The organism is Enterococcus ureilyticus, from assembly GCF_001730315.1.
Classification (GTDB): Bacteria; Bacillota; Bacilli; order Lactobacillales; family Enterococcaceae; genus Enterococcus_L; species Enterococcus_L ureilyticus.
In genome coordinates this window covers 147,579-172,439 of record NZ_MIKC01000001.1, presented here as the reverse complement: position 1 = coordinate 172,439, position 24,861 = coordinate 147,579, and the positions used below count along the sequence as shown (strand labels likewise).

Here is a 24,861-nt window from a genome sequence, read left to right as displayed (position 1 = left end):
GTTTTACTTGGGGTTCTATTTATTTTGATGTTCCAGAGGTCTATTTCTTTCTTTTTTTTTATTTTGTTGTTAGATTTAAGATAGTGACACTCAGAATTATTTAATAAATCGTTTTTGGCTACAAGATAATGTTGAGCGAATGAACGTTAACTCGATTCACAGTTTGAAAAAGCGAGGGCTGCCGATGTCTGATAAAAAAAGTTCAATCGAATTATTTGAAACAGGTGAAAATTTTTATAGTCAAAATTTCTTTGGCTGTCATCAAACAGAGCAAGACAAGCAAAAAGGGTGTATTTTTAGAGTTTGGGCGCCCAATGCTCAGAATGTCTGGTTAGTTGGCGATTTTAACGGCTGGGATCGCTCATTATTATTGAAGAAAGTAGTACAGGTCGGTGTCTGGGAAATTTTTACTATAAAGCCAAACGAGGGTGATTTTTATAAATATTTAGTGAAGCAGGCAGATGGGCGAGAAGTATATAAAATAGATCCATTTGCTATCGCTTTCGAAAAACGTCCGAATAATGCAGCAGTGATCCAGAGATTACCTGAGAAGCAATGGCATGATGAGGTTTGGCAAAGTAAAAACAATCAAGATACACATTTTAACCGACCTTTGGCTATCTATGAAGTACATGCAAGTTCTTGGCAACGTGAAACAGATGGAACACCGTATACGTTTGGACAATTAAAAGAAATCTTGATTCCTTATGTTAAAGAAATGGGCTTTACTCATATTGAGTTTATGCCGTTGATGGAGCATCCTTTAGGCGAATCTTGGGGCTATCAGTTGACCGGTTACTTCGCACTATGTGCACATTATGGAACGATAAGTGAGTTTCAAGAGTTCGTGGAGGCGTGTCATTTAAATAATCTTGGTGTTTTGGTTGATTGGGTGCCAGGGCATTTTTGTGTTAACGATGATAGCTTGGCTTATTTTGACGGAACTCCTCAATTTGAATACACCGATCCGACTCAGGCGGAAAACATTCGTTGGGGCGCACTTAATTTCGATTTAGGAAAGCCACAAGTCCAGAGCTTTCTGATTTCTAGTGCATTATATTGGATCGAGCTATTTCATATTGACGGGATTCGAGTAGATGCTGTTTCGAATATGTTGTATTTAGACTATGATGAGGGTTCTACTAACTTGAATGCTGACGGGAACAATCGTAACTGGGCTGGTTTCTATTTTTTACAAAAATTAAATGCTGTAGTCAAATCGATCCATCCCAATGTGATGATGATCGCCGAAGAAAGCTCAGCGGAAACGAAAATCACTGGAATGCTGGAAAGTGGTGCTTTAGGTTTTGATTACAAATGGAATTTAGGATGGATGAATGATACCTTGCGTTTTTATGAAATGGATGCTGCCTTCCGTAAATCTAATTTTCAACTCCTTACCTTTTCATTTATGTACATGATGAATGAACAGTATATTTTACCATTCTCTCATGATGAAGTGGTTCATGGGAAAAGAAGCTTGATGCATAAAATGTGGGGGGATCGGTATAAACAATTTGCTCAACTACGTAATTTATATGTCTACCTGATGACGTATCCCGGGAAAAAATTATTATTCATGGGTAGTGAATGGGGGCAGTTTTTGGAATGGAGATATGATCAACGTTTAGAATGGACAGATCTTGCGGATGAAATGAATGCTAGTATGCAGCAGTTCACCAAACAGCTGAATCTGTTTTATAAAAAAGAAAAAGCCTTATGGGAATTGGATCATCTGCCGCAATCTATTGAAATCATTGATGCTGATAATAGTGAAGAGACAATTCTAAGTTTTATTCGTCAAGGAAAAAAGGACACTGATTTTTTGATTATTGTGTTAAATTTTGCTCCAGTTGAAAGACAAAATTTCGCGATTGGTGTCCCGTTTTCTGGCACATATGAAGAAGTACTTAACACAGAGTTAAAAGAATATGGCGGTACATGGACTAAAGGAAATCAAACAAGTTACACAACGAAGCAATCGTTTAAACAATTTTCTTATCAAATCCAAACAATCGTCCCTTCATTGGGGGCAATCATCCTAAAACCTCAAAAGATCGACAGGAGAAGTTAAAAGCATAATGGATTTTTTCAAAGAAAAATCAAAACAAAGAGGCTGTTTGACCTGTACACAGAAAATCACTTTTGAAAGGGGGCAGGGTGCAACGTCACCCGAAACAAAATGAAAACAGAAATGCTTGGAATGATTTTAGCAGGAGGACAAGGAACTCGTCTAGGAAAGTTAACCAAGAATATAGCCAAACCAGCTGTGCCTTTTGGCGGTAGATATCGTATTATTGATTTTACCTTAAGTAACTGTGTCAATTCAGGCATCAAAAATGTCGGTATCGTGACTCAATATCAGCCCTTAGCGTTAAATAATCATATTGGGAATGGTTCTAGCTGGGGGTTGGACGGCATTGATTCTGGTGTGACGATTTTACAACCGTTTTCAAGTTCGGACGGTGAGAAATGGTTTGAAGGTACGGCCCATGCTATTTATCAAAATATTGCGTTTATTGACCAGATGGACCCTCAATATGTCTTGATTTTATCTGGGGATCATATTTACAAAATGAATTATGAAGCAATGCTGGAAGAACACATTGCCAATAACGCTTCATTAACGGTAGCAGTGATTGAGGTTCCGTTGAAAGAAGCGTCACGTTTTGGCATCATGAACACAGATGACAATCAGCGAATCATTGAATTTGATGAAAAACCTGCGGAACCGAAAAGTAATTTGGCTTCTATGGGGATTTATATCTTTAACTGGGGCCGGTTACGCAATGTATTGCTAGATAGCTATTCTAAAGATGGACAAATGCTGGATTTTGGAAAACATGTGATTCCTTCGTATTTAGAAGCTGACGAAAATGTGTACGCCTATCATTTTGACGGGTATTGGAAAGATGTTGGAACGATCGATTCTTTGTGGGAAGCGAATATGGAATTTATTGGTTTAGAGAATGCGTTGAATATGAGGGATAAAAACTGGCGTATCTACTCTAAAAATAATATCTCACCACCACATTTTATTACTAAAACAGCTTCAGTCAAAACTTCGTTGATTGTTGATGGCTGTTTTATTTCAGGAACGATCACAGATAGTATTCTTTCAACTGGCGTAAAAGTAAAGAGCGGATCAACTATTGAAAACAGCGTGATCATGCCAGGAGCAGTCATTGGTAAAAATGTCCAAATCAAGAATGCAATCATTGGTGAGAACGCAATTATTGGTGATAATTCAGTTGTTTACAATGAAAATGAAATTGAAGTGATCGGTTATTCTGAAGTGATTGGAGTGCAAAGTGATGAAGACTAAAAAAATGTGTGCTATTTTAGGGAATGTCTCAACGTTTGAAGGATTATCGCCATTAACTGAAAATCGTCCTTTAGACACACTGCCTTTTGATTGTAAATATCGACTGATCGACTTTCCTCTTTCTAGCATTGCAAATGCAAATATCAACTCGATTTTTATGATATTCAATGAAGGTGAGACACGGTCTGTATTTGATCATATCGGTGGTGGGAAAGAGTGGAATCTCGATTCACTGCAAAATAGTTATTTTGTTTATTTTTATCAGGATTTATTAAAACAAAAAGCGCAAGGCTTGCCTTATTATGCTTCAGTGATTGACTATCTAGCAAAATCAGAAGCAGAATATACTGTTTTTATGGGAAGTAATATGCTGAGTTCGATCGATCTTCGGGCGGTCTTGACCTATCATCGCGCACACAAAAATAAAATGACCGTCGTGTATAAAAAAATGGACCCTACAAAACTATTCGCAGAGGATCAAATTCTTGATGTCGATTCTGCGGGAAATGTTGCACAGGTAAAAACTTTTGCACAAACGTTTGAAAAAGAGGAGCGTTTAAATCTGTCGATGAATACCTACATTGTCCAAACTAAATGGCTGATGGACCAACTGAGAATCGAACAAAAACAGGATGGAACGACCACTCTTCATGGACTTTTGGCAGAAAAAGTAGTTCCTATTCAAGCGTCAGCGTATGAATATACAGGCTATTTAAGTAATATTCAGGATGTTCCTTCCTATTATCAGGCGAACCTAGATATGTTGACTGAAAAAAAATTCAACGACTTGATGTACAAAGGACAAAAAATATATACGAAACGTAAAAATGAAGTACCAACCTATTATTCAGAAGCTTCCAAAGTAACCAATAGTCAGTGTGCCACAGGGTGTATTATTGAAGGCAGCTTAGAAAGCAGTCTCATTTCAAGAAGAGCAATCATTAAAAAGGGCGCTAAAATCAAACAAGCGATCATTATGTCAAATGCTCAGATCGAAGAAGATGCAGAGATCAGCTATGCCATATTGGATAAATATGTGACAGTAAAACCAGGTGTTAGAATTATTGGAAGCGCACAAAATCCTGTGGTAATCCCCAAAAATCAAGTGGTTGAAAATGACGTTATTGGAGGACTGGAGTTATGAATATCCTATTTACATCGGCTGAGTGTGCGCCTTTTTTTAAAACAGGCGGATTAGGGGATGTAGCGTTTGCTTTACCGAAAGAACTGGCTAAAAAAGGGGCAAAACTTGCGGTTGTTTTGCCCTATTTTACTAAAATGCCTGAAACATTTAAAGCACGATGTGAAGCATTTGCCGATTTTTATGTTGAGGTTGGTTGGCGCCATCAAGTATGTAGCGTGAAGCGTTTGATCATGAAGGATATCACCTATTACTTTATCGAAAATGCTTATTATTTTGATCGTGAGACGTTATATGGTTATGAGGATGATGGAGAGCGCTTTGCCTTTTTTTCTTTGGCGATCATTGAAATGTTAAACAAACTGGAAAGCATCCCAGATATTATTCATGTAAATGATTTTCATACAGCGATGATCCCTTTTTTATTGAAGGAAAAATATCAATCCGTTAAAGCTTATCAGCCAATCAAAAGCATTTTAACCATCCATAATATTGAATTTCAAGGAGCGTACAGTCGAGAGTTGTTATCTGATTATTTTGGAATGGATCCTGTTCTTTATAAAAATGAATTTAATGAGTCGCTGAATTATTTGAAAGCTGGGATACTCTATGCTGATCGCGTGAATACAGTCAGCCCCTCATACGCAGAAGAAATAAAAACACCTGAGTACGGGTTTGGCTTAGATGAAGTTTTACGTTTAGAACAAGCAAAGCTAAGTGGCATTTTGAATGGAATTGATTATGAACTGAATGATCCAAAGTCCGATCAAACGATTCCAGCTAAATTTTCAATAGAAGATTTAGCTGGAAAAAAGGCCAACAAACAAGTTTTGCAAAAAAAATTGGGACTTTCTGCGCATGAAAATGTGCCGTTGATTGGAATCGTCAGTCGATTGACTAATCAAAAAGGGTTTCAATTAGTCGTAGATAGTTTAACGAAATTGCTAGACAAAGAGATCCAGTTCGCTATTCTAGGAACAGGTGACGCTGAAATTGAACATTCTCTTACAGCGTTTTCAAAACGTTATCCAGATAAGTTCAAAGCGGTCATCACTTTTGATGTAGCCTTGGCCCAATTGATTTACGCCGGCTCTGATTTATTTATGATGCCGTCTTTAACAGAACCTTGTGGCCTTTCACAAATGATTGCCATGCGCTACGGCACACTTCCTATTGTACATGAGGTTGGCGGTTTAAAAGATACGGTGATTCCTTTCAACCCAATCACGAAGGAAGGAACAGGTTTTGGTTTTTCTGCTGTTCGTTTTGAGGACTTGCTGTCTAGTACTAATCTTGCAATCGATTTATATCAGCACGATCAAGAAACCTGGCAGCAACTGATGAAAGCTGCAATGAGAAAAGATTTCAGTTGGGAAAAGTCTGGTCAATTATACTTAGAGGTCTATCGAAAGTTACTTCAACTATCCTAACTTATGATTGCATAATGGAAGTTTATGATTGACGAGTCTGTAAAACCAAGGTATACTTTTAGCGAGAAATGAATAGTCAAAGAAAATTATGAGGTGTTTTTGTGAGTGTAAGTATCTAACTTAAGGAAATGAATAACTGAAGAAACAACCATTTTTAGATGGCTTCTTTAGTATACCTAAGTTGATACCTATCTTAACTCATAAAAAATGCTTGATAGACTGTAATATAGCTATCTTTTATTGATTGATTATTGAGGGATGAAGGGCACACTTCGTCTCTTTTTTTATTTTTTTAAATTAATAAAAGCAATGCAGTGAACAAGTAAAATCTTTGTCTTATTCAAAAAGATGGGTATTTTTCAATTAAAGAAGGAGAGATACACGTGAATCAAGAAACTTATACAAAAACACAATTTAATCAAATCAAAGAAAAGCTAATCACTTATGCCATCAGTTACTATGGCAAAAAACGAATCTACGCGCTACAACCTAGCACTCGCATAGAGGTTGTAAAAAAGCGCCTGCAGGAAACAGCTGAAGCGAAAGCGTTGCTTATGGCGAATTTACATGTTCCATTTATGGGGTTAAATAATATTGAACACTTGACGAATCAAGTCGAAAAAGGATTTATATTAGAGCCAAACGAGTTAGTCAATTACGCTGACTTTCTTAGAAGCAGTCGATTAATTCAAGCGTTTATGCAAAAAAATCAATTTATTGCGCCGCTTTTAGCTAGATATAGCGGTTCGTTGCAGTTATTTTCGGATATAGAAAATCAAATTTATCAGGTTATCCGCAATAATCAAGTGGAAAATGATGCGAGTCGTACGCTGCGTAAAATTCGTAGAGCGATTCAGGAGTGTGAAAAGGAAATTGAGTCAAAGTTACATGCCTTTCTTCGAAATAGTCAAAATAAACCAAAAATTCAAGAAGCAATGATTGTAAGGAAAAATGAACGGTACACAGTACCAATCAAAGCAAGTTATAAAACCAAATATCAGAGAATGTGGTAGATACTTCAGCAAAAGGTACAACAGTCTTTATTGAACCTTTATCAGTAGCCAAGCTAAACGACAAATTGTATCAGTTGAAAATGGAGGAAGCAACAGAAGTCTATCAAATTTTATTTGGACTCACAGGGTTGATTGCAGAAAAAATGTCGTCGATCCAGTCAAATCTAGAAGTCGTTGCGCAATATGATATGATTTTTGCAAGAGCCAAATACAGTCGAGAAATAAATGGTATCGAACCTACTGTCAATCAAGACGGAATCATCGAATTTGTCAATGTAAAACACACTTTATTAGGTGAAGCAGCAGTCCCTCTGAATGTTTCGCTAGGGAAAGAATACCGCGGTTTAACAATTACTGGACCTAACGCTGGCGGAAAAACAGTTGTATTGAAAACAATTGGTTTGATCTCATTGCAAACGATGATTGGTGTCCAAATTATTGCAGAACCAGGAACGAATATTGCGATTTTTGATCAAATTTTTGTCGATATTGGGGATCAGCAGAGTATTGAAAATGCACTTAGTACATTCTCAGGCCATATGCACAATATTTCTGTAATCTTGGCGAAAGCAAAGCAAAATAGCTTGATTTTATTAGACGAAATTGGGAGTGGAACAGAGCCAAATGAAGGAGCTGCCTTAGCAATCGCAATTATGGAAGCTTTCTATAAAAAAGGGAGTATCATTATTACAACCACTCATTATGGAGAAATCAAACGCTTTTCCGAGCAACATGAAGACTTTCTAACAGCTGCAATGGCATTCGATTCGGAAAATTTAACACCAAAATATCAACTGATTTTAGGCCAAATAGGAGAAAGTAATGCCTTTTGGATCGCGAATAAAATGAATTTAGACAAACAAGTGGTCAAACAAGCACAAAATTATTTACATGACCGCAATTATTCAACAAAAAAAGAGCCGTTCCATCACAAAATCAGAAGACCAAAAGAGCGAACGAAATTTCCCACATATGAAAAAGGTGATCGCGTATGTTGGACAGATAAAAAGAAAAGTGCTTTAGTCTACGAAACAATTGAGATGAGCGATGAGATAGTCATTTTTATAGAAGATGAAAAAATCAGAGTCCATAAACGTCAGCTAAAACTAGAGCAAAGTGCCAAAGATCTTTATCCGCCAAATTATGATTTGGAAACGTTGTTTGAAGACTTTCATGATCGCAAAAAAATCAGAGACTTAGAACGTGGATCAAAAAAAGCGCATAAACAATTAAGAAAAGAAATGCAGGAAAGACAAGGAAAAAAAGAAGAGTAAACTTTTCTTATTGATAAAGAGATGGTAGCAAGTAGTACGTGTTTTAGTATAGCCGTATGACCTCTTTTTGTAAAAAAGAAAATTCCTTCTTTCAAAGTTTTCAACCTGATTTTTCAATGGTATAATAGCGACGGAGGAATTTGACGAATGAATGAAAATCAATTATCAAAACGTTTAGCACGCGTGGGGGAATTAGTCCCTGAACAAAGCCGTTTAGCAGATATCGGATCGGATCATGCGTATTTACCTGTTGCATTAGTTTTACAAAAGAAACTTGATTTTGCGGTAGCTGGGGAAGTTGTCAATGGCCCTTTTGAAGCAGCCAAAAAACAAGTGAAAAAAAATGGTCTGAACGATCAAATCACTGTTCGCTTAGCAGATGGCTTAGATGCTGTAGAAGAAACAGATAAAATCACGGCTGTCACAATTTGCGGTATGGGCGGTGTGTTGATTCGTGACATTTTAGAAGCAGGTTGGAAGAATCAACGGCTGCAAGGCAATGAGCGCCTAGTTTTACAACCAAATATTGGGGAGAAGCCATTACGTGATTGGTTGACAGTCCATGGCTATACAATCATCGATGAAGATATTTTAGAAGAAAATAATAAAATATATGAAATCATCGTAGCTTGTAGACAAGAAGTGAGAGTTGCTTATTCTGAAAAAGAGCGCCTTTTCGGGCCCATTTTACTAAAAAAACGGTCTTCTATTTTTCAAAGAAAATGGCAAGGTGAAGTAAAACAACGTGAAACTATTTTAGCGCAACTAGCCAAAGCTTCTGGTGATCAGCAAGCTAGAATCCAACAAATAGAAAAAGAAATCACTGAGATCAAGGAGGTTTTATCAAATGAGTCTTGATGGCAATGTATTTATTGAACAGTTTGAAGCGTATTGTCCCCAGTGGCTCGCTGAAGCAGGAGATCCTGTAGGGTTACACATCGGTACATTGAATAAAAAGCTAAATCGAGTTTTAGTAACATTGGATGTTCGTCCAGAAGTCGTTGCAGAAGCTATCGAAAAGCAAGTTGACTTGATCATTGCAAAACATCCACCTATCTTTAGACCAGTGAGACGCTTAGATACAGATGATTTACAAACGAAAATGTATGCGGATTTACTAAAGCATGATATCGCTGTTTTTGCAGCACATACCAATATGGATATTATTGACAATGGATTAAATGATTGGTTTTGTGAACTTTTAGGGATTGAAGATACGACCTATTTAACTAAAACCCATACTGTTGGCTATAAAAAATTAGCTGTTTTTGTTCCTATAGATGATGCAGCGAAGATGCGCAAAGTATTAGGTCAAGCAGGGGCCGGACTTCAAGGGGATTATACAAATACAAGCTATTCATTGATCGGAACAGGCAGATTTACACCGGTTATGGGCGCTAATCCAACACTTGGTACGATCGGTCAAGAAGAGGCTGTACAAGAAGCAAAAATTGAAGTGATCTTTCCAGAAACAATCGAAACACAGGTCATCAAAGCCATGTTAGCCGCACATCCTTATGAAGAACCAGCCTATGATGTGTATCAAATAGAAAATATTACCAAAGAGTACGGTTTAGGACGAGTGGGACAATTAAAAAAGGCAGTTCCATTAAAGGAGTTTGTCTCTACGATCAAAGAAGTTTTTGACTTAGAGGGATTACGAATTGTAGCAAAAGACGAGACAAAAATGATTCAGCGTGTTGCAATTTGCGGGGGCAGTGGTGAAAAATTTTTCCGCGATGCCATCAAAAAACAAGCAGATGTTTATATCACAGGCGATGTCTATTATCATACGGGACATGATATGTTGACAGAAGGCTTATCTGTGATCGATCCTGGACATTATATCGAACAATTATGTAAACCAAAGTTGGTCGAACTATTCAATCAGTGGAAAAAAGATTATAATTGGGATGTAACCTTTATCGAATCAGAGGTCAATACGAATCCGTTTAAATTTAGATAATGTGGAAAGAAGGAATCTACTCATGTATGAGAATTTATTACCGCGTTTTTTACGCTATGTAAAAACAGAAACACGTTCTAATCCAAAAAGTCAAACAACCCCGTCAACGCAAACGCAAGTCGCTTTTGCACAAACGTTGAAAAAAGAATTGGTAGAGATCGGGATGAGCGATGTTTTATATAATGAAAAAAATGGTTTTGTGATCGCTACTTTACCCAGTAATGTAGACAAAGAAGTTCGTTCAATCGGATTTATCGCTCATATGGATACGGCTGATTTCAATGCTGTTAATGTCAATCCGCAAATTATTGAAAATTATGACGGTGAATCAACGATCAAACTAGATAGCGAAGGGAAATTTACATTAAATACTACCGACTTTCCTAATCTAAAAAATTATACGAATCAAACCTTGATTACAACAGATGGTACAACGCTCCTAGGAGCTGATGATAAATCAGGGATCGCTGAAATCATGACTGCAATGGAAATTTTGATCAACAATCCATCTATCAAACATGGGACGATACGTGTCGCATTTGGTCCTGACGAAGAAATTGGTGTTGGGGCGGATAAATTCGACGTAGAACAATTTAACGTTGATTTTGCTTATACGATGGATGGCGGTCCAGTGGGCGAATTACAATATGAAACCTTCAACGCAGCGCAAGCAGAGGTAACGATCCAAGGAAAAAATGTCCATCCTGGAACGGCGAAAGATACGATGATCAATGCCTTACAATTAGCGATTGATTTCCATAACCAATTACCGCAAAATGAAGTGCCAGAAAAAACAGATGGCTATGAAGGATTCTTTCATTTAGCGCAAATGAGCGGTACTCCGGAAGAAGCACAAATGACATACATTATTCGTGATCATGATCGTGAAAAATTTGAAGCACGCAAAGCCTTGATTCTTAAAATTCAAGAGATCATCAACCAACCATTCGGTCAAGAACGTGTTCAAATCGATCTTTTTGATCAATATTACAATATGGGCGAAGTAATTGAAAAAGATATGAGTATTATTGAATTAGCTAAAAATGCTATGATCGAACTCAATATTGAACCGTTGATCGAACCTGTTCGTGGTGGAACAGATGGCTCAAAGATTTCGTATTTAGGGATTCCAACACCGAATATTTTTGCTGGTGGTGAAAATATGCATGGGCGTTTTGAGTTTGTTTCATTACAAGCGATGGAAAAAGCGACGGATGTCATCGTTAAAATTGCAGAATCTAATGCTAAGTAAAAAGTGTAACTAGTGATAATAATAGTAAAAATTGAAAAGAGGGAGTAAAGTTACAGGTAGTGACTTACTTCCTGTTTTTCTGTCGAGGTTGAACGAGTCCAGTTCACTTTTGCTTTGAAATACAGCATAGTGAATAAAATGATGTTGAGAAATACAAAGTGAAACATTGTTACCATTTATATAAGGAGGAACTTAGATGGAAAATGTAATGATTCTTTTTAATGAAACATCTGGTAAAGATAAAGGGAAAGAATTAGCGAATCAGTTTGTCGATTATGCGAAAAATCATGGACATGCGGAGACTCATTTTCTATTAGAACAAGTGGGGCCGGATTGTGACAGTCGTAAAACAGTTGAAAAAGCGAAGTCTGAAAATATTGATACATTGGTATTCATCGGCGGCGATGGGACAATCAATCACAATGTGGCAGATTTTAAAGACGAATTACCCCATCTAAAAGTTGGGTTACTACCTGGTGGCACAGTGAATAATATGGCTAGGGTTTTAGGAATACCAGTAAAATTTGAAGAGGCGGCTGCTGTTATTTTAGAGGGGGCAACTAGAAAAATCGACTATGGTATGATCAACCAAAAAGTCATTATTAGTACAATGACAATCGGACTTTTAGCTGATACTGCTGCCCGCATCAGTCAGAAAGAGAAACAAAAATATGGCAAACTTATTTTTGTAAAGAATTTTTTTAAATTATTGGCCAAAAAGAAGCGTTATCGTTTAGATATCAAAACGGAAAACGAACAGTGGCAGGGGAAAACGCAGTTGGTTACCGTCACGATGACCAATTCAGTTGGAGGGTACACAAATTTTGATGCTTCTGCATCGCCTGATGATGGTTTGTTTCATTTAACAATTTTACCCAAATTGAATTTTTTTAAGTTGGCTTTTTATTTACCAAAAATCATTTTAGGTAAAATCTATGAAATTCCTGGGTTAAAGTATATAACTGCATCAGAGATATCAATTAAAAGCATTTCTGAAAAGAAAGTCGGTACACGTGTAGATGGAGATCCTAGTGAGAATTTACCTATTCAGATGAAAATGATTAAACAGGGGTTGACTGTGTTTGTGCCAGCTTCTAAAAACAATTGATTTTTTGTTGAATTAACTTTACATCGCATACTCTTTCAAGGTATCCTATAAGGAGTTTAATTCAGGAGGAAAAAGGATGAGTGGGTTGTTGAAGCATTTACCATGGATCTATTTAGTCATCGTAAATGGGTTTGAATTTTTTGCAATGTATTTTGATAAACAAAGAGCGAAACAAAAAAAATGGCGTATACCTGAATTCGATCTTCTTTTTATAGGACTGATTGGAGGAGGAATTGGTGGCTTGCTGGCGCAACAGCTCTTTCATCATAAAACGAGAAAATTTCGCTTTTATTTTATCTTTATTTTTGGTACACTTGTGACTATTGCAATTATTTATTTTAGTTATAAAAGAGAACCGCGAATACATTTTTAGTGGGGAGAAACCATGAAAAGTAATTCTAAAGCAAAAATTTTCTTGAATATTGGCTTGTTGGCGATTATGATCGGCGTGATCATTTATGTGATGGATAATTCCCTCAGTGATATATTTGCTCAATTAATGAAAACAAGCTGGATCGTTGTCGGTTTAGTCATTTTATTAGGCGTCATCTACCAAATTGTCGAAGGCCGCTCGATCAAAGAAATCGCGTCTTATTTTCAGAAGGATTTTACAACAAAAGATGGCTTTTTTACATCTTGTTATGTTGCATTTTATCGTGTGATCTCCTTTGGAACAGGAACGCTTCTTTCAGAAATTTATTTCTATAAGAAAAAAGGCTTGGCTGTTTCTCAAGGCGTTGGTGTGACCGCTTTGCATATGATTATGTATAAGGTTGCTGTGATTTTCTTATCAGTCCTTGGCTTGATTTTCCAGTTTTCCTTATTTTATGAGCGTGCACCTAAAATGATCCCTTTTATTTTAATAGGTGTCGTCTTGACCTTTGTCATCATTTTTTCATTGCTTGTTCTTTCAAGCAGCATTAATCTCCAAGTTTTTCTAATCAAATGGACAAACAAATACTTTAAACGAAAAAAACTACGCGATTGGGTAGACAAATGCAATCTGCAAATCTACTCTTTGAGAGAAACAGTTCAGACAATTACGAAAGATCGTTCTGCTATGCTTCGGATTTTTAGCTGGAATGTTGCAAAGCTTATTTTTTGGTATGTGATTCCTTATGTCGTATTAGTTGAGAATCATCCAACGATCGATTTTCTATTAGTCGTCTCTTTTACCAGTTTTGCAGTTATTTTATCGGGCGTATTTCCAACGCCTGCTGGTATTGGACCATTTGAATTTGTCTATCTCTTGTTATTCAAACCTTTAGTTGGAACGGTTGATGCAGTCTCATCTTTACTTTTGTATCGTTTTGGGAGTTTTGTCTTACCTTTTCTGATTGGTTTTGTTTTCGTCGTGATTCAAAAAAGAAAAGATATAAAATCAGACCTTCATGCAGTTAGGGAGGAAAAACAAAAAACATTAGAAGAATAGCAAATTTGACAAAATTTAGACTGTTCTATGAATTTGAGTTTACTCTAAGAGAAAAAGGTATTGGACAAGAGCTTTAAAGCAATGTCTAGTGCCTTTTTTTGTGGATCAGAAAAGTTATAGCGTTCTTTAGATAAATATTAGAGCAGTTGGTTTTACTCAATCTTTTTCTACGTATCAAAAAAAAGATTGTTTTTTTTTAAGTATTGGTGTACTATCTAACTAGAACACTAGTGGAGAGTGAAGGAAATTGGAGGTAAAGTCATGGATTTTCTTACAGACCGACCGATTTATTTACAGATAATGGACTTTATCACGCAGCAAATTATTTCAGGAAAATTAGAGCCTGGAGCAAAAGTGAAAGCTGTCAGAGAACTAGCTGTTGCATTAGCAACAAATCCAAATACTGTCCAGCGAGCTTTACAAGAATTAGAGCGTGAGGGTATTTTATTTTCTAAACGCGGATTGGGGCGTTTTGTAACAGAAGATACTGAAAAAATCAGCCATTTACAAGATCAGGCGGTAGGACAAGTGATTGAAACTTTTTTTGCTGAGATGAAAAAATTTGGTTGGACACAAGAACAAGCGAAAGATCTACTACAGGAGTATGTCGAAAGGGAGAACGATTTATGAATGATTTAGTGAAAGTAGAGCAATTAAGTTATCGTAAAGGAATGAAGCAAATTTTTAATGCATTGGATTTTTCTATTCAATCAGGGAAAATTATCGCCTTGATTGGTGAAAATGGTTCTGGAAAAACCACAATCATGCGATTACTAGCAGGTTTAGCATTGAATTGGAAAGGTCAGATTTTGATTGATGGCTGTGTTGTTGGAACAAAAACAAAATCTTTTGTGGCTTATTTAGAAGATAAAAATAATTATCAACCTAATCAGCGGTTAGAAGAAATTATTTCATTTTATGATCGTTTTTATACAGACTTTGATAAGCGAAGAGCCTATGAATTATTGCGCTTTATGAACCTAAGTGAATCAGAAAAAATCGGCAATTTGTCAAAAGGGAATGCGGAAAAGTTTGCTTTAAGTATGACCTTAGCAAGAAGAGCAAAGTTATATTTACTGGATGAACCGTTAAGTGGTGTTGATCTGTTATCAAGAGAAAAAATTATTCAATCTTTATTGCAGTGGTTTGAAGAAGACAGTTCGATCATTATTACCACGCATCAGTTAAGAGAAATCGAAAATATTATTGATGAAGTCCTGTTTTTGCGCGATGGTAAAATCATTCTTCATGAATCCTTAGAAACGATGAAAGAAGTCAAACATAAGGATTTAGAAGCATTATATCGTGAGGTGTACGAAATATGACCCATTTATTTCGATTATTTTATTCAAAGACACTGTTCTTAGCTTACGGAGTGTCTTTATTCATTAGTTTTTTAATGGGTTTGGCCAATGTTTATAGTGGTAGACAGCAGTCCGTTGATTTAAGTTTCGCACTCTTTCTATTTTCAATTATCCTTTATTTTATTCTATTTTTTGTGTTGGAATCAAACCGTATCTATCAGTCTTTTCGAACATCGGATTTTCGGTTACTACCTATTAGTACCAGGAAGTTGTATCGTTGCAATTTATTATTTAGTGGGATCGTCGGAATTGTTTTTTTTATAGGAACGTTTTTGGTAAGTGTGATTATGAACTATACAATTATAAACATCCCGTTTCAAATTGGGATCACGTGGAGTGGTATAATCGTTGCTGCTATTGATATTTTCGTGTTGTTTTTAATTGTTCAATTTCTCGTTTATCTATCATCAACAGCTAAGTATTTTGTTCAAAAAAGATATCGGTGGATTTTGGAAATTGTCCTATTTATTGTGTTTTGGATTTTATTCGAGTGGCTTTTAAGTTTTGGGTTTGATCTATTAGAAGGAAACATGTTGCATTACTTCGGATTAAAAGATAATGTCTATTCTAAAGTGATTGTTCAGCTGATTTCAGCGTGTATTTACTTTAACCTTAGTATTTGGGTAATCGATCGATATATGGAAGCAGGTGATCGCTAAATGTATCAGTTGTGGAAGGAATATAGTAAAGAAAGTCGTCAATTTTGGTTTTTTAGTATGGCTTGTTTCTTATTTTTAAGTGGGTATATGATTTACAAACTAGGAATCAAGCAAATCCATATACAAGGCATCTCTCAAGTTGTTTTAGTGGCCGTTTTTTTCTTCTTTTTTGCACAGTTTATTTGGGAAATGTATAGGCAAATCAAGAGTTGGAAAAATAGTCAGTATCGTTTACTGCCCATTAGTGAAACCAAATTTTATTTCAGTAATATCCTATTTAGCTGGCTTACAAGTACGATTTTTCTGTTTAGCTATTATTGCTGCTTAGTTGGCTTGGTGTTTCTTTTAGATCACCAAGTACAAATGTCGCATTTTCAAGAGTATTGGAAACACCTTTTAATTGTTAGTTATTTTTTCTTATCTGCATCGGTTTATATTCAGCTGGTTTATTTATTAAGTAGTGGGATCAGTATGAATGCGCCAAACAAATTACAAAAAGGATCGAAGTATGTTCTCTTTGTCCTGTTGATAGGGGGAGAGATGACGGTTAGTGAGCAACTATTGAGCGGCTATAGGAAGTTAGCCTTTATCAAGAGCCATCAGTTTAAAATCACGTTAGGATATATTCCGTTGTATCTTGATGATTTAGTGTTTGATTTTGTGTTCGTCGGTATATGCAGTGTGCTTAGTATTTTTATCTTAAAAAAATATATTGAAGCGGAAAGAAGGTAAATGATGGAAAAACAACAAGTATTAGAAGTGAAAAATATTTCAAAACGCGTAGGGAAAAAAATGATTATCAATGATGCTTCATTTACAGTTGAACGTGGAAAAGTCACTGGCTTGTTAGGACCTAACGGCGCTGGTAAAACCACTATTATTCGTATGTTGGTCGGATTGATGAGTCATGATGAAGGGTCAATTAGGATTGATAGTCAAGTTTTATCAACGAACTTTAAAGAAGCGATGACACATGTTGGGGCAATTGTTGAAAATCCAGAGTTTTATAATTACATGACAGGGATGGAGAATTTAAAACAATATGCGAGGATGGCGCCAAAAACAATCACAGATGACAAGTTAAATCAGGTGATTCGGAGTGTTCATTTGGAAAACAATATAGATCAAAAGGTGAAAACCTATTCTTTAGGAATGCGTCAAAGATTAGGTGTAGCACAAGCTATATTACATCAGCCGGATTTGCTGCTTTTGGATGAGCCGATGAATGGATTGGACCCAAAGGGAATGCGTGAGTTTCGTGAGATGATTCAAAATCTGAAAAACCATGGTGTAGGCGTTCTGATTTCAAGTCATCAATTAAGTGATATGGAGTTATTATGCGATAATTTAGTAATTGTACAAAAAGGTGAAATCACATACGTGGGGCCAATGGATAATCCAGAAGAAGAAAGTAAGCTCATTGTCTTATTGGAAACAGATAAACAAGAGCAAGCACAGACGATCTTACTAGCAGACCATTATAATGTAACTGTAGCAGGTAGCTATCTTAAAATCGAATTGAACGAAGATACTAGAACAACGCTTGTCAAACAATTAGTTGACGCTGGTATTGGCATCAAAGAGTTAAAAGTCCATGTAGATTCTCTAGAAGAGAACTTTTTACGCTGGACAGAAGATGGAGGATTATGACATGAGCATCTTGATAAAAAATGAATGGATAAAATTGATCAAAAAAAAATCAGCCTGGATCATGTGGCTGCTATTAGTTGCTATGACGTTTGCGCTCACATTCTTAGTGAGAACAACGGCGAAATCTGAAAGTGGCGAAGTGATGATGAAAGCCAACGATTTATTTGCAAGTTTGACTGAAATGACGTCATTTCTGAATTTATTTATTGTTGTTGTTGCCGCATCAATCGTTGCGGAAGAATTTAGTCGGGGAACGATTAAATTTTTACTAATCCGTCCTTTCACGAGAAGTCAAATTCTTTTTTCAAAATTTGTTGTCTGTTTGATTTATGCGCTGATCGGAACTGTGATTTTGTATATGACCAGTTTAGTATCCGCTAACCTGTTGTTAAATAGTCAGTCTCCTTTTACTGTTGTTAAGGGATATCATGGTTGGAATGCGTTGACTGTTGCAGGTGCTTATGCAGGGGCAAATCTCTTGCTTATTCTTTTGTATGTTACAATTACTTTATTTATATCAGCGGCGATTCGTTCTCAAAGTTTAGCAGTAGGTGTGGGGTTAGGTGTTCTATTTGGCAGTAGCATCATCAATTCTTTTTTAAATGTTGTGATGGCAAAATACCAGTGGCTGAGATGGAATCCCTTCAATATGCTCAGTATCAAGAACACAATTATGGAAAAAATGGGATCGGAAATCAATTCTCCGGCATACTTGAATTTTTGGCAGATGGCTGGCGGAATTTGCGTGTATAGTGTACTTATTTATTTAGCAATGCAGCAGCTGTTCAAGAAAAGAGATGTTTCGTTAAATTAATTGTTTATCCCGTTGAATAACCATATTCTCATGTTAAATGAGAATATGGTTATTCATTAGATCGTGAAAAAATGGCTGAAACTTTGTGTAATCAAGGTTTTAGTTCTTTTTTTTTGAAGAGTGTAAATTTTTTTATTAGAGAAAATAGAAAGTTTCTTTTTTTATCTAATAAATTACTGATAAAATCGATATTTATACATGTGAATGCTTGTTTAAACCCTTAAAAATGATTATGATTAGAAAGAAATTTTATACTTAATTATGATAAGGAGTGGTTTAATGGAACAAAAGCAATTAAGATGGTTCACTGTTGGTCTGATCGCTTTCAACATGGTTTGGGGCTTAGGGAATGTCGTGAATAACTATGCACAACAAGGGATTTCTGTTGTGACATCTTGGGTCTTGATTTTGGTCTTATATTTTATTCCCTATGCATTGATCGTAGGTCAACTGGGCTCAACGTTTAAAGATAGCAGCGGCGGAGTTAGTTCTTGGGTTCAAAATACAAGTACAAAACGATTAGCCTATTATGCTGCGTGGACGTATTGGGTGGTGCATATCCCCTATTTGGCACAGAAACCTCAATTAGTTCTGATTGCATTTGGTTGGGCGATCCAAGGAAATGGTAATATTGTCAATAATTTTTCTGTTGTGGGGATTACCTTGATTTCATTAGCTATTTTTCTAGTGTTCTTACTCCTATCGACAAAAGGGTTGATGACACTAAAAGTAATTGGCGGGATGGCGGGAACCGCGATTTTCGTCATGTCTATGCTGTTTATTTTGCTAGCAGTCGGAGCACCAATGATGAATTCTACTGTTGAATTTGCAACACCTCATATGAACAAGATCAGCACGTATATTCCAAAATTCGATTTTAGTTATTTTACCACGGTTTCCATGCTGGTATTTGCGGTTGGCGGAGCTGAAAAAATTTCACCTTATGTCAATTCCATGAGAAATCCAGCGAAAGAATTTCCTAAAGGAATGATTTTTCTAGCTGCCATGGTTGGAGTGTCCGCTGTTTTAGGTTCGTTTGCGATGGGCATGTTGTTTACAAGTAATAATATCCCAGAAGATTTAATGGCTAACGGTGCTTATACAGCGTTTCAATTATTGGGAGAATATTATGGTGTGGGGAATTTATTGATGATCATTTACGCCATTACCAATGGTATTGGTCAAATTTCTGCTTTAGCATTCTCAATCGATGCACCTTTACAAATTCTTTTAGCAGATGCAGATCCTGACTTCGTACCAGCTTCTTTACGTAAGAGAAGCAAAAAAGGGACATTGGTAAACGGATATTTACTGACGGGTATTTTAGTTAGTATCATTATCGTCTTGCCGATGTTTGGGATTGATAATATTAAAGAGTTAGTCAAATGGTTAACGAACTTAAACTCTGTTGTGATGCCAATGCGTTATTTATGGGTATTCTTTGCTTATATGATGTTGAATAAGGCATATAAAAACTACACATCAGAATATAAGTTTATTAAAAATCCGAAAATTGCCTTTGGTTTTGGGTTATGGTGTTTCTTATTTACAGCGTTTGCTTGTATTTTAGGTATGGTACCAAAAATTGATTTTGCGGCTGATCCTAAAGCGTGGTTCTTTCAATTAGCGTCTAATGTGATAACACCTGTTGTGTTGATTTTATTAGGAATGATCCTGCCAGCTTTAGCTCGTCGTGATAAAAAGAAAGCTCAAATCAACTAGTTTAAAGAGAGAAAAGACTCGATAGGAGTTTCTTCTCTCTTTTTTTAGTGCGACAAATAATCAATTCGTTTTACGAGAAAAAAGACTAAAATCGCTAAATAAATCATTTGCTAAAATTATATTAAGGTGTTTAAATTCGAATTTAAATATCCTGTTTTTCTTTTAATTACGCATTTTTAGAAAAAAATGAGAACATTTTTCCCTTTTTATCGGTATAATAGAAGGGAAGTCTGTTCTTTTTTCTAAAAAAATGATACGATTTATAAAGGAAAAAATATGAGGAAGTGAGAACGATTAGTAAGCGACAACGTCAAACAGAAAAAGAAGAAAAAACAACCTATCTTTGTAAAGAAGTTGATCCAGATTATTTAGGTCGTGAAATTTATGCCGATAATGTAGATACGCCCTACTCATTTTATTTAGTTCGAAAGTTAAACCTAGCGAAAGACTATCAAAATTTAGCCGAAGGTGAAGCTTTTTTTGACGCAATTTGCGATAGCTGGGACGAAACAGAAGAATTTGAAGAGTTAGTCGTTAAAAAAATCTATATGTATGTTGAAACTGAAATGATGTACTATACCTTGCATATGGGAAGTTTTGAACCAACACGAAGAGAACTTCGTATGAACTTGAAAAAATGGTTCGAAGAGATTAGCTTAGAAAAACAAGAACGTTCTCTGATTTATAAAGGAGAAACTGGGATAAATTCTGGAGAAGTGCAAGGTATGATGAAGCAAATGCTTGAGACTTCAAATGAGATTTTCCGTCTACGCAAAATGATCACTGATTTAACTGATACAATCAATCAGGGGAAAATCGAATTGCATGCAAGTAAAAGTGATCCCATCATCTCTCGAAGTATTCAAACGATCCATCTTAAACGGGCACAACCGTTAGTAATTGAAGAAAGTAAAACGGAAGATGCTAAAGTTGTGACAGCCGATGTCGATGAAGTGATAGATGTAGCTGCGCAATTGGTTGATAAAGACACTCATGAAACATCTGTTACAATTACACCAGTGACAGAAACAACAGGTGAGCCAAAGGAAGTAGTAGGAGAAGAACCGGAAAAAAAGTTGGAGAACGAATTGGCGAAAAAACCAGTTCAAGAAGATTTCCAAGCCGAAGAAGATCCTACAGTTTTTCCAATCAAAGAACCAGAAAATGAGAAACAGACCAAACAAGCTTCTCCTATGAAAAAAGGACGTCATTCAATCAAGTTGAAACGTGAACAGTTAGAAAAAGAACAAGTAATCCAATCAGCGGAAGCAAAGACCTCTGCGGCAAACGTTGTGAAAAATCAACCGTTAGATCTTAGTTTGCTCGTTTTTAAAAAGAAAAAGACGCAAAAAGCAACACCAAGTAATTGGCCGCGTTTTTCGAAACAACTAAAAGCAAGTAAAGGGCTAATAGCACCAGCAAAAATTCCCGATTTTTCCAAAAGTGAAATGGAGAATTTAGAAGATGAAATTTACTTGTGTTTTATGAACAAGCGAATGCGTTTAGGAACAAAGAAAAATGCCGCTCAGAAGAAAAGTATTTTACGCTCAGACTTACTTGCACAAATCAATCAAGCAGAATATTTAAATTATTCGTGGGGGCAAGTTCTAAGACAACGCAAAGAAGATGTCATGATTTGTGGACGTTTAAGTTGTGGTGGATTAGTTTCGTCTTTAGATGAATTTTTACAGGAAATGCGAGAAATTGCTTATAGCCGTTCTCTATTCGGTAAGAAAGTTCGTTGTTCCGTTGATTTACTACGGCGTTTAGAAGGGTATATTTTAATGGATCAGTACATGCAAAATCTAAGCATGGTGCCAGTTGAAAAATAAGTTTAAATAGATGAAGTAGGAACAGGTTAAGTTTCTACTTTATCTATTTTTTTGTAGAAACTATTTAATGAAATTAGATCAAATTGGCGGGCTTGGAAGATTGATTATAGGTGCTGTTAAGTGGTATAAATACATTTTTTTCAAGCGACGGGCATGGTATCTGAACCTGATGATAAGGAGAATCGACATAAAAAGTTGGTACGTTATAAAATGAATTTTGTTAGTAATGATTCGCTTTTTTTTGATCAATCCGTGACTGAAAGTTTAGGTAACTCGGTAGGAGAAAACGGCGTAACAGATAGAACTCCATTGGAAAATTTAAGTGGGTTAGACTATTTTCCTAAGTTTAAAGACTTATTAATACGAAGTATTGTATCCATGGGTGATTATACTCCAATTAAAAAACGGATAGAAGGGAAATATTTCTTACAACTAAATAAGGAATATAACGCCATTATCTAAATTGATTGTAATAAATCATTTTATCTTGAATAATAACACTCTTTCTGATGTATCTCCATCACAGAATATGACAGTGGGGAGGGGAACTTATTTTAACGGGTAATTTAATCGATAATTTATCATCTGTGCGCTATTTAAGTTACTATTTTTAATGAGTAATCTGCTAAATTAGTGTACACATGATTATATTATAGTAAAGAGTTACATGAAAGAAATTTATAAAATAAATAGATTGAACCGTTGTGATCGTAGCGATGGCGCTGTGGTTATCTTTCCCTTTTTTTATAACGAGCAAACTATCGAATCAAAAGTGCTGAGCTTTGGTAAAATAAGATTTCTAATGTATGATTAGTATATAAAAAAAGGATAAACCATCATAACGGAGGTAATTGGGATGAAGAAAATCTTTAAGAAAAAAACAACTGATGACAAAAATTCAGACTTAAAAAAAGCGGCAAAACGTCTTTCTGAAAAAGAACAGAAATCTGTAGATGCAGATGAAAAAGAATTTGACTCTTTTTTTTCTGAAGTAATAAAAAAATTCCCTCAAAAAACAGCATCAATTATTTTAAATAGTTATGGGAAATCAAAAAAACGTGCTGAAAATATAGTGTCAAAAAGTACAAGCCAATTTGATCGCATTTTTGATGAATTTTTAGAAGGAGTGGATGATGATACACGTAAAAAATGTCACAAAACAATCCATGCAGCCTCTTTAACAGCTGCAATCGTGGGGTGTTCACCGATTCCCTTTTCTGATGCATTGTTGCTTGTTCCTATCCAATTAACAATGATGGCTCGTTTGCATAAAATATTTGGACAATCTTGGTCTGAAAGTATGGGCAAAAGTTTAGGAAAAGAAATCGTAGTCGTAGGTTTGGGCAAAAGTGCAGTTGGCAATATAATAAAGCTTATTCCCGCAGTAGGTACGGTCGCAGGCGCTGCAATCAACGCTACGGTTGCAAGTACAATCACAGAAACATTGGGATGGGTGACTGTGAAAATGTTGAACGACGGAGAGGATATCTTCGAACAAACAATGACCTTTAAAGGACAATTTAAAACGTTATTTAATGCTGTGCAAAATTCTAGTAAAAAGTCAAAATAGAATGTGGACATAAGTGATGGTTGAGTAAAATAATCTAGTCCAATACTGATTTAGTTTATTGAAAAGAAGCTTGTAAAGGTATCCAGTAAGAGATAAGGTAAACACGTATAAAGGGAGGGAAATAAAATTGAAAAAGATAATTGTAACGGGTGCTGGTGGAGGGCTCGGAACGGCTATTTGCGAAAGAAGCGCAAAGGAAGGGTTTGGTATTATTGCAATAGATATTAATGCGGATTCATTAAAGTCACTTGACCATTTGCCTGATATTGAAACTAAAATTCTTGATATTAGCAATTATAACGAAGTACAAAGTTTTTTTACGCAGTTAAAAGAAGATGAGTCTATCGTAGCATTGGTGAATAACGCAGGGATTTATAATGCGCTAAGTCTTCTCGAGTATGATGAGGAAATGATGGATACTCTATTGAATGTCAATATCAAAGGTCCCACGATTTGTTCAAAGTTCTTCATTCAACATTTACAAGCAAATAATCGTAAGGGAAAAATCATCAATATTTCTTCTATTTCAGGGCAAGAAGGAAGCTCAGATGCCCTATATGGACTGTCAAAAGCTGCAATTATCGGACTCACTAAAAGTCTGGCGTTACGTTTTTCTCCCACTGTTTTGGTTAATGCTATTGCACCAACGATGATCGAAACAAAAATGATGGAAAAAATTCCAGAATGGCGAAAAGAAGAGTATCAGGCACATCACTTGATCAAAGAGCCGATAACGGCTAAAGACGTTGCTAACACGGTACATTTTCTTTTATCAGATGAGAGTAGCCATTTTACGGGCGCTACCTTTGATTTAAACAATGGCGGTTATTTGAGATAAAGATGAATTTAAAAAAGCTACGAGTTTTTTAGTATTGTCCATCGATGCAAAAATCATTATGGGTATCAGTAATGTTATGCTAAAAAAACACGTTTTGCACCATTTTTTCCAGTTCTCTTTCTTCTAATCATTATTGATATTGGCAATTTGCTAGTGAGTTATTTTAAATTTAAGAATTGATGCTTACTTTGGCGAACAGTGGTTCTAGGAGAATGGAATTGCAGTCAAATGGTTGGAGTGCTAAAACAAGTGATGGTAGTTTGAGCTGTCAATATGAGTATGGCATAATGATTACAAAAGAAGGTCCAATGATTTTAACGTCTCAAGGAGAAGAAGGAACACATGAATGTTTTGCCTTGGCTTATACTAGCTATTCAAATTTCAAGTGACTGAAGCATAACTCTACGAGTCATGTCTCAGTTTTTTTGATTCTAAAAAAATTGTTTAAGTCGTTCCAGTCATCTGCTTTTA

General features: G+C 35.9%; 22 protein-coding genes and 1 pseudogene. All 23 read left to right on the top strand.

Annotated elements, in window-relative coordinates; translation table 11 throughout:
- Positions 1–184 precede the first annotated feature (184 nt).
- The 23 genes and pseudogenes from glgB (at position 185) to BCR24_RS16610 (ending at position 24,779) form a co-directional block, all read left to right on the top strand.
- Complete coding sequence (glgB, locus tag BCR24_RS00805; RefSeq protein ID WP_069638658.1) at positions 185–2,074, top strand: 1,4-alpha-glucan branching protein GlgB; 1,890 nt, start codon at positions 185–187, stop codon at positions 2,072–2,074.
- A 108-nt stretch (positions 2,075–2,182) separates the two neighbouring features.
- Positions 2,183–3,325: a glucose-1-phosphate adenylyltransferase gene (locus BCR24_RS00800; RefSeq protein ID WP_069638657.1), complete on the top strand. Its 1,143-nt coding sequence runs from the start codon at positions 2,183–2,185 to the stop codon at positions 3,323–3,325.
- Positions 3,315–4,469: a glucose-1-phosphate adenylyltransferase subunit GlgD gene (glgD, locus tag BCR24_RS00795; protein ID WP_069638656.1), complete on the top strand. Its 1,155-nt coding sequence runs from the start codon at positions 3,315–3,317 to the stop codon at positions 4,467–4,469. The genes BCR24_RS00800 and glgD overlap by 11 nt, the downstream gene beginning before the upstream one ends.
- Positions 4,466–5,896 carry a glycogen synthase GlgA gene (gene glgA / locus BCR24_RS00790; RefSeq protein WP_069638655.1) on the top strand — a complete coding sequence of 477 codons (1,431 nt, stop codon included), beginning with the start codon at positions 4,466–4,468 and terminating at the stop codon, positions 5,894–5,896. Before glgD ends, glgA begins: the two co-directional genes overlap by 4 nt.
- A gap of 383 nt (positions 5,897–6,279) precedes the next feature.
- Positions 6,280–8,183, top strand: a pseudogene (locus tag BCR24_RS00785) (endonuclease MutS2).
- A gap of 147 nt (positions 8,184–8,330) precedes the next feature.
- On the top strand, positions 8,331–9,041 hold the full coding sequence (locus tag BCR24_RS00780; protein ID WP_069638654.1) for a tRNA (adenine(22)-N(1))-methyltransferase: 711 nt from the start codon (positions 8,331–8,333) through the stop codon (positions 9,039–9,041).
- Positions 9,031–10,149 (top strand): Nif3-like dinuclear metal center hexameric protein, encoded by a 1,119-nt coding sequence (locus tag BCR24_RS00775; protein WP_069638653.1) that lies wholly within the window; start codon positions 9,031–9,033, stop codon positions 10,147–10,149. The genes BCR24_RS00780 and BCR24_RS00775 overlap by 11 nt, the downstream gene beginning before the upstream one ends.
- Positions 10,150–10,171: 22 nt before the next feature.
- Positions 10,172–11,401: a peptidase T gene (gene pepT, locus BCR24_RS00770; protein ID WP_069638652.1), complete on the top strand. Its 1,230-nt coding sequence runs from the start codon at positions 10,172–10,174 to the stop codon at positions 11,399–11,401.
- Between the two features lie 196 nt (positions 11,402–11,597).
- Positions 11,598–12,509 (top strand): diacylglycerol/lipid kinase family protein, encoded by a 912-nt coding sequence (locus BCR24_RS00765; RefSeq protein ID WP_069638651.1) that lies wholly within the window; start codon positions 11,598–11,600, stop codon positions 12,507–12,509.
- Positions 12,510–12,585: 76 nt separating this feature from the next.
- Positions 12,586–12,882 (top strand): DUF1294 domain-containing protein, encoded by a 297-nt coding sequence (locus BCR24_RS00760; protein ID WP_069638650.1) that lies wholly within the window; start codon positions 12,586–12,588, stop codon positions 12,880–12,882.
- A 12-nt stretch (positions 12,883–12,894) separates the two neighbouring features.
- Entirely contained in the window at positions 12,895–13,941 is a 1,047-nt protein-coding gene (locus BCR24_RS00755) for a lysylphosphatidylglycerol synthase transmembrane domain-containing protein (RefSeq protein ID WP_069638649.1), read from the top strand.
- A 261-nt stretch (positions 13,942–14,202) separates the two neighbouring features.
- A complete protein-coding gene (locus tag BCR24_RS00750) occupies positions 14,203–14,571 on the top strand; it encodes a GntR family transcriptional regulator (protein WP_069638648.1) in 369 nt (122 codons plus the stop codon).
- A complete protein-coding gene (locus tag BCR24_RS00745; RefSeq protein ID WP_069638647.1) occupies positions 14,568–15,266 on the top strand; it encodes an ABC transporter ATP-binding protein in 699 nt (232 codons plus the stop codon). The genes BCR24_RS00750 and BCR24_RS00745 overlap by 4 nt, the downstream gene beginning before the upstream one ends.
- Before the next feature lie 326 nt (positions 15,267–15,592).
- Positions 15,593–15,964, top strand: a complete 372-nt coding sequence (locus BCR24_RS16995) for a hypothetical protein (RefSeq protein ID WP_239574073.1) — start codon at positions 15,593–15,595, stop codon at positions 15,962–15,964.
- On the top strand, positions 15,965–16,696 hold the full coding sequence (locus tag BCR24_RS00735) for a hypothetical protein (protein WP_069638645.1): 732 nt from the start codon (positions 15,965–15,967) through the stop codon (positions 16,694–16,696). It abuts the gene before it with no gap.
- A gap of 3 nt (positions 16,697–16,699) precedes the next feature.
- Positions 16,700–17,614: an ABC transporter ATP-binding protein gene (locus BCR24_RS00730; protein WP_069638644.1), complete on the top strand. Its 915-nt coding sequence runs from the start codon at positions 16,700–16,702 to the stop codon at positions 17,612–17,614.
- Position 17,615: 1 nt separating this feature from the next.
- A complete protein-coding gene (locus BCR24_RS00725; protein WP_069638643.1) occupies positions 17,616–18,428 on the top strand; it encodes an ABC transporter permease in 813 nt (270 codons plus the stop codon).
- A gap of 279 nt (positions 18,429–18,707) precedes the next feature.
- Positions 18,708–20,150: an APC family permease gene (locus tag BCR24_RS00720; RefSeq protein WP_069638642.1), complete on the top strand. Its 1,443-nt coding sequence runs from the start codon at positions 18,708–18,710 to the stop codon at positions 20,148–20,150.
- A 284-nt stretch (positions 20,151–20,434) separates the two neighbouring features.
- Positions 20,435–21,982, top strand: a complete 1,548-nt coding sequence (locus BCR24_RS00715; protein ID WP_069638641.1) for a hypothetical protein — start codon at positions 20,435–20,437, stop codon at positions 21,980–21,982.
- A 153-nt stretch (positions 21,983–22,135) separates the two neighbouring features.
- Entirely contained in the window at positions 22,136–22,444 is a 309-nt protein-coding gene (locus BCR24_RS00710) for a hypothetical protein (protein WP_069638640.1), read from the top strand.
- Between the two features lie 394 nt (positions 22,445–22,838).
- Positions 22,839–23,552: a YcjF family protein gene (locus tag BCR24_RS00705; protein WP_069638639.1), complete on the top strand. Its 714-nt coding sequence runs from the start codon at positions 22,839–22,841 to the stop codon at positions 23,550–23,552.
- Between the two features lie 127 nt (positions 23,553–23,679).
- Positions 23,680–24,390, top strand: coding sequence for an SDR family NAD(P)-dependent oxidoreductase (locus BCR24_RS00700; RefSeq protein ID WP_204638587.1), 711 nt, complete (start codon positions 23,680–23,682; stop codon positions 24,388–24,390).
- Positions 24,391–24,602: 212 nt separating this feature from the next.
- Positions 24,603–24,779 (top strand): hypothetical protein, encoded by a 177-nt coding sequence (locus tag BCR24_RS16610; protein ID WP_204638588.1) that lies wholly within the window; start codon positions 24,603–24,605, stop codon positions 24,777–24,779.
- The last annotated feature ends 82 nt before the right edge of the window (positions 24,780–24,861 follow it).

Coding starts and splice junctions, on each gene's coding strand:
- glgB (WP_069638658.1), top strand. CDS start 185: ATGTCTGATAAAAAAAGTTCAATCGAATTATTTGAAACAGGTGAAAAT.
- BCR24_RS00800 (WP_069638657.1), top strand. CDS start 2,183: ATGAAAACAGAAATGCTTGGAATGATTTTAGCAGGAGGACAAGGAACT.
- glgD (WP_069638656.1), top strand. CDS start 3,315: ATGAAGACTAAAAAAATGTGTGCTATTTTAGGGAATGTCTCAACGTTT.
- glgA (WP_069638655.1), top strand. CDS start 4,466: ATGAATATCCTATTTACATCGGCTGAGTGTGCGCCTTTTTTTAAAACA.
- BCR24_RS00780 (WP_069638654.1), top strand. CDS start 8,331: ATGAATGAAAATCAATTATCAAAACGTTTAGCACGCGTGGGGGAATTA.
- BCR24_RS00775 (WP_069638653.1), top strand. CDS start 9,031: ATGAGTCTTGATGGCAATGTATTTATTGAACAGTTTGAAGCGTATTGT.
- pepT (WP_069638652.1), top strand. CDS start 10,172: ATGTATGAGAATTTATTACCGCGTTTTTTACGCTATGTAAAAACAGAA.
- BCR24_RS00765 (WP_069638651.1), top strand. CDS start 11,598: ATGGAAAATGTAATGATTCTTTTTAATGAAACATCTGGTAAAGATAAA.
- BCR24_RS00760 (WP_069638650.1), top strand. CDS start 12,586: ATGAGTGGGTTGTTGAAGCATTTACCATGGATCTATTTAGTCATCGTA.
- BCR24_RS00755 (WP_069638649.1), top strand. CDS start 12,895: ATGAAAAGTAATTCTAAAGCAAAAATTTTCTTGAATATTGGCTTGTTG.
- BCR24_RS00750 (WP_069638648.1), top strand. CDS start 14,203: ATGGATTTTCTTACAGACCGACCGATTTATTTACAGATAATGGACTTT.
- BCR24_RS00745 (WP_069638647.1), top strand. CDS start 14,568: ATGAATGATTTAGTGAAAGTAGAGCAATTAAGTTATCGTAAAGGAATG.
- BCR24_RS16995 (WP_239574073.1), top strand. CDS start 15,593: ATGAACTATACAATTATAAACATCCCGTTTCAAATTGGGATCACGTGG.
- BCR24_RS00735 (WP_069638645.1), top strand. CDS start 15,965: ATGTATCAGTTGTGGAAGGAATATAGTAAAGAAAGTCGTCAATTTTGG.
- BCR24_RS00730 (WP_069638644.1), top strand. CDS start 16,700: ATGGAAAAACAACAAGTATTAGAAGTGAAAAATATTTCAAAACGCGTA.
- BCR24_RS00725 (WP_069638643.1), top strand. CDS start 17,616: ATGAGCATCTTGATAAAAAATGAATGGATAAAATTGATCAAAAAAAAA.
- BCR24_RS00720 (WP_069638642.1), top strand. CDS start 18,708: ATGGAACAAAAGCAATTAAGATGGTTCACTGTTGGTCTGATCGCTTTC.
- BCR24_RS00710 (WP_069638640.1), top strand. CDS start 22,136: ATGGTATCTGAACCTGATGATAAGGAGAATCGACATAAAAAGTTGGTA.
- BCR24_RS00705 (WP_069638639.1), top strand. CDS start 22,839: ATGAAGAAAATCTTTAAGAAAAAAACAACTGATGACAAAAATTCAGAC.
- BCR24_RS16610 (WP_204638588.1), top strand. CDS start 24,603: ATGGAATTGCAGTCAAATGGTTGGAGTGCTAAAACAAGTGATGGTAGT.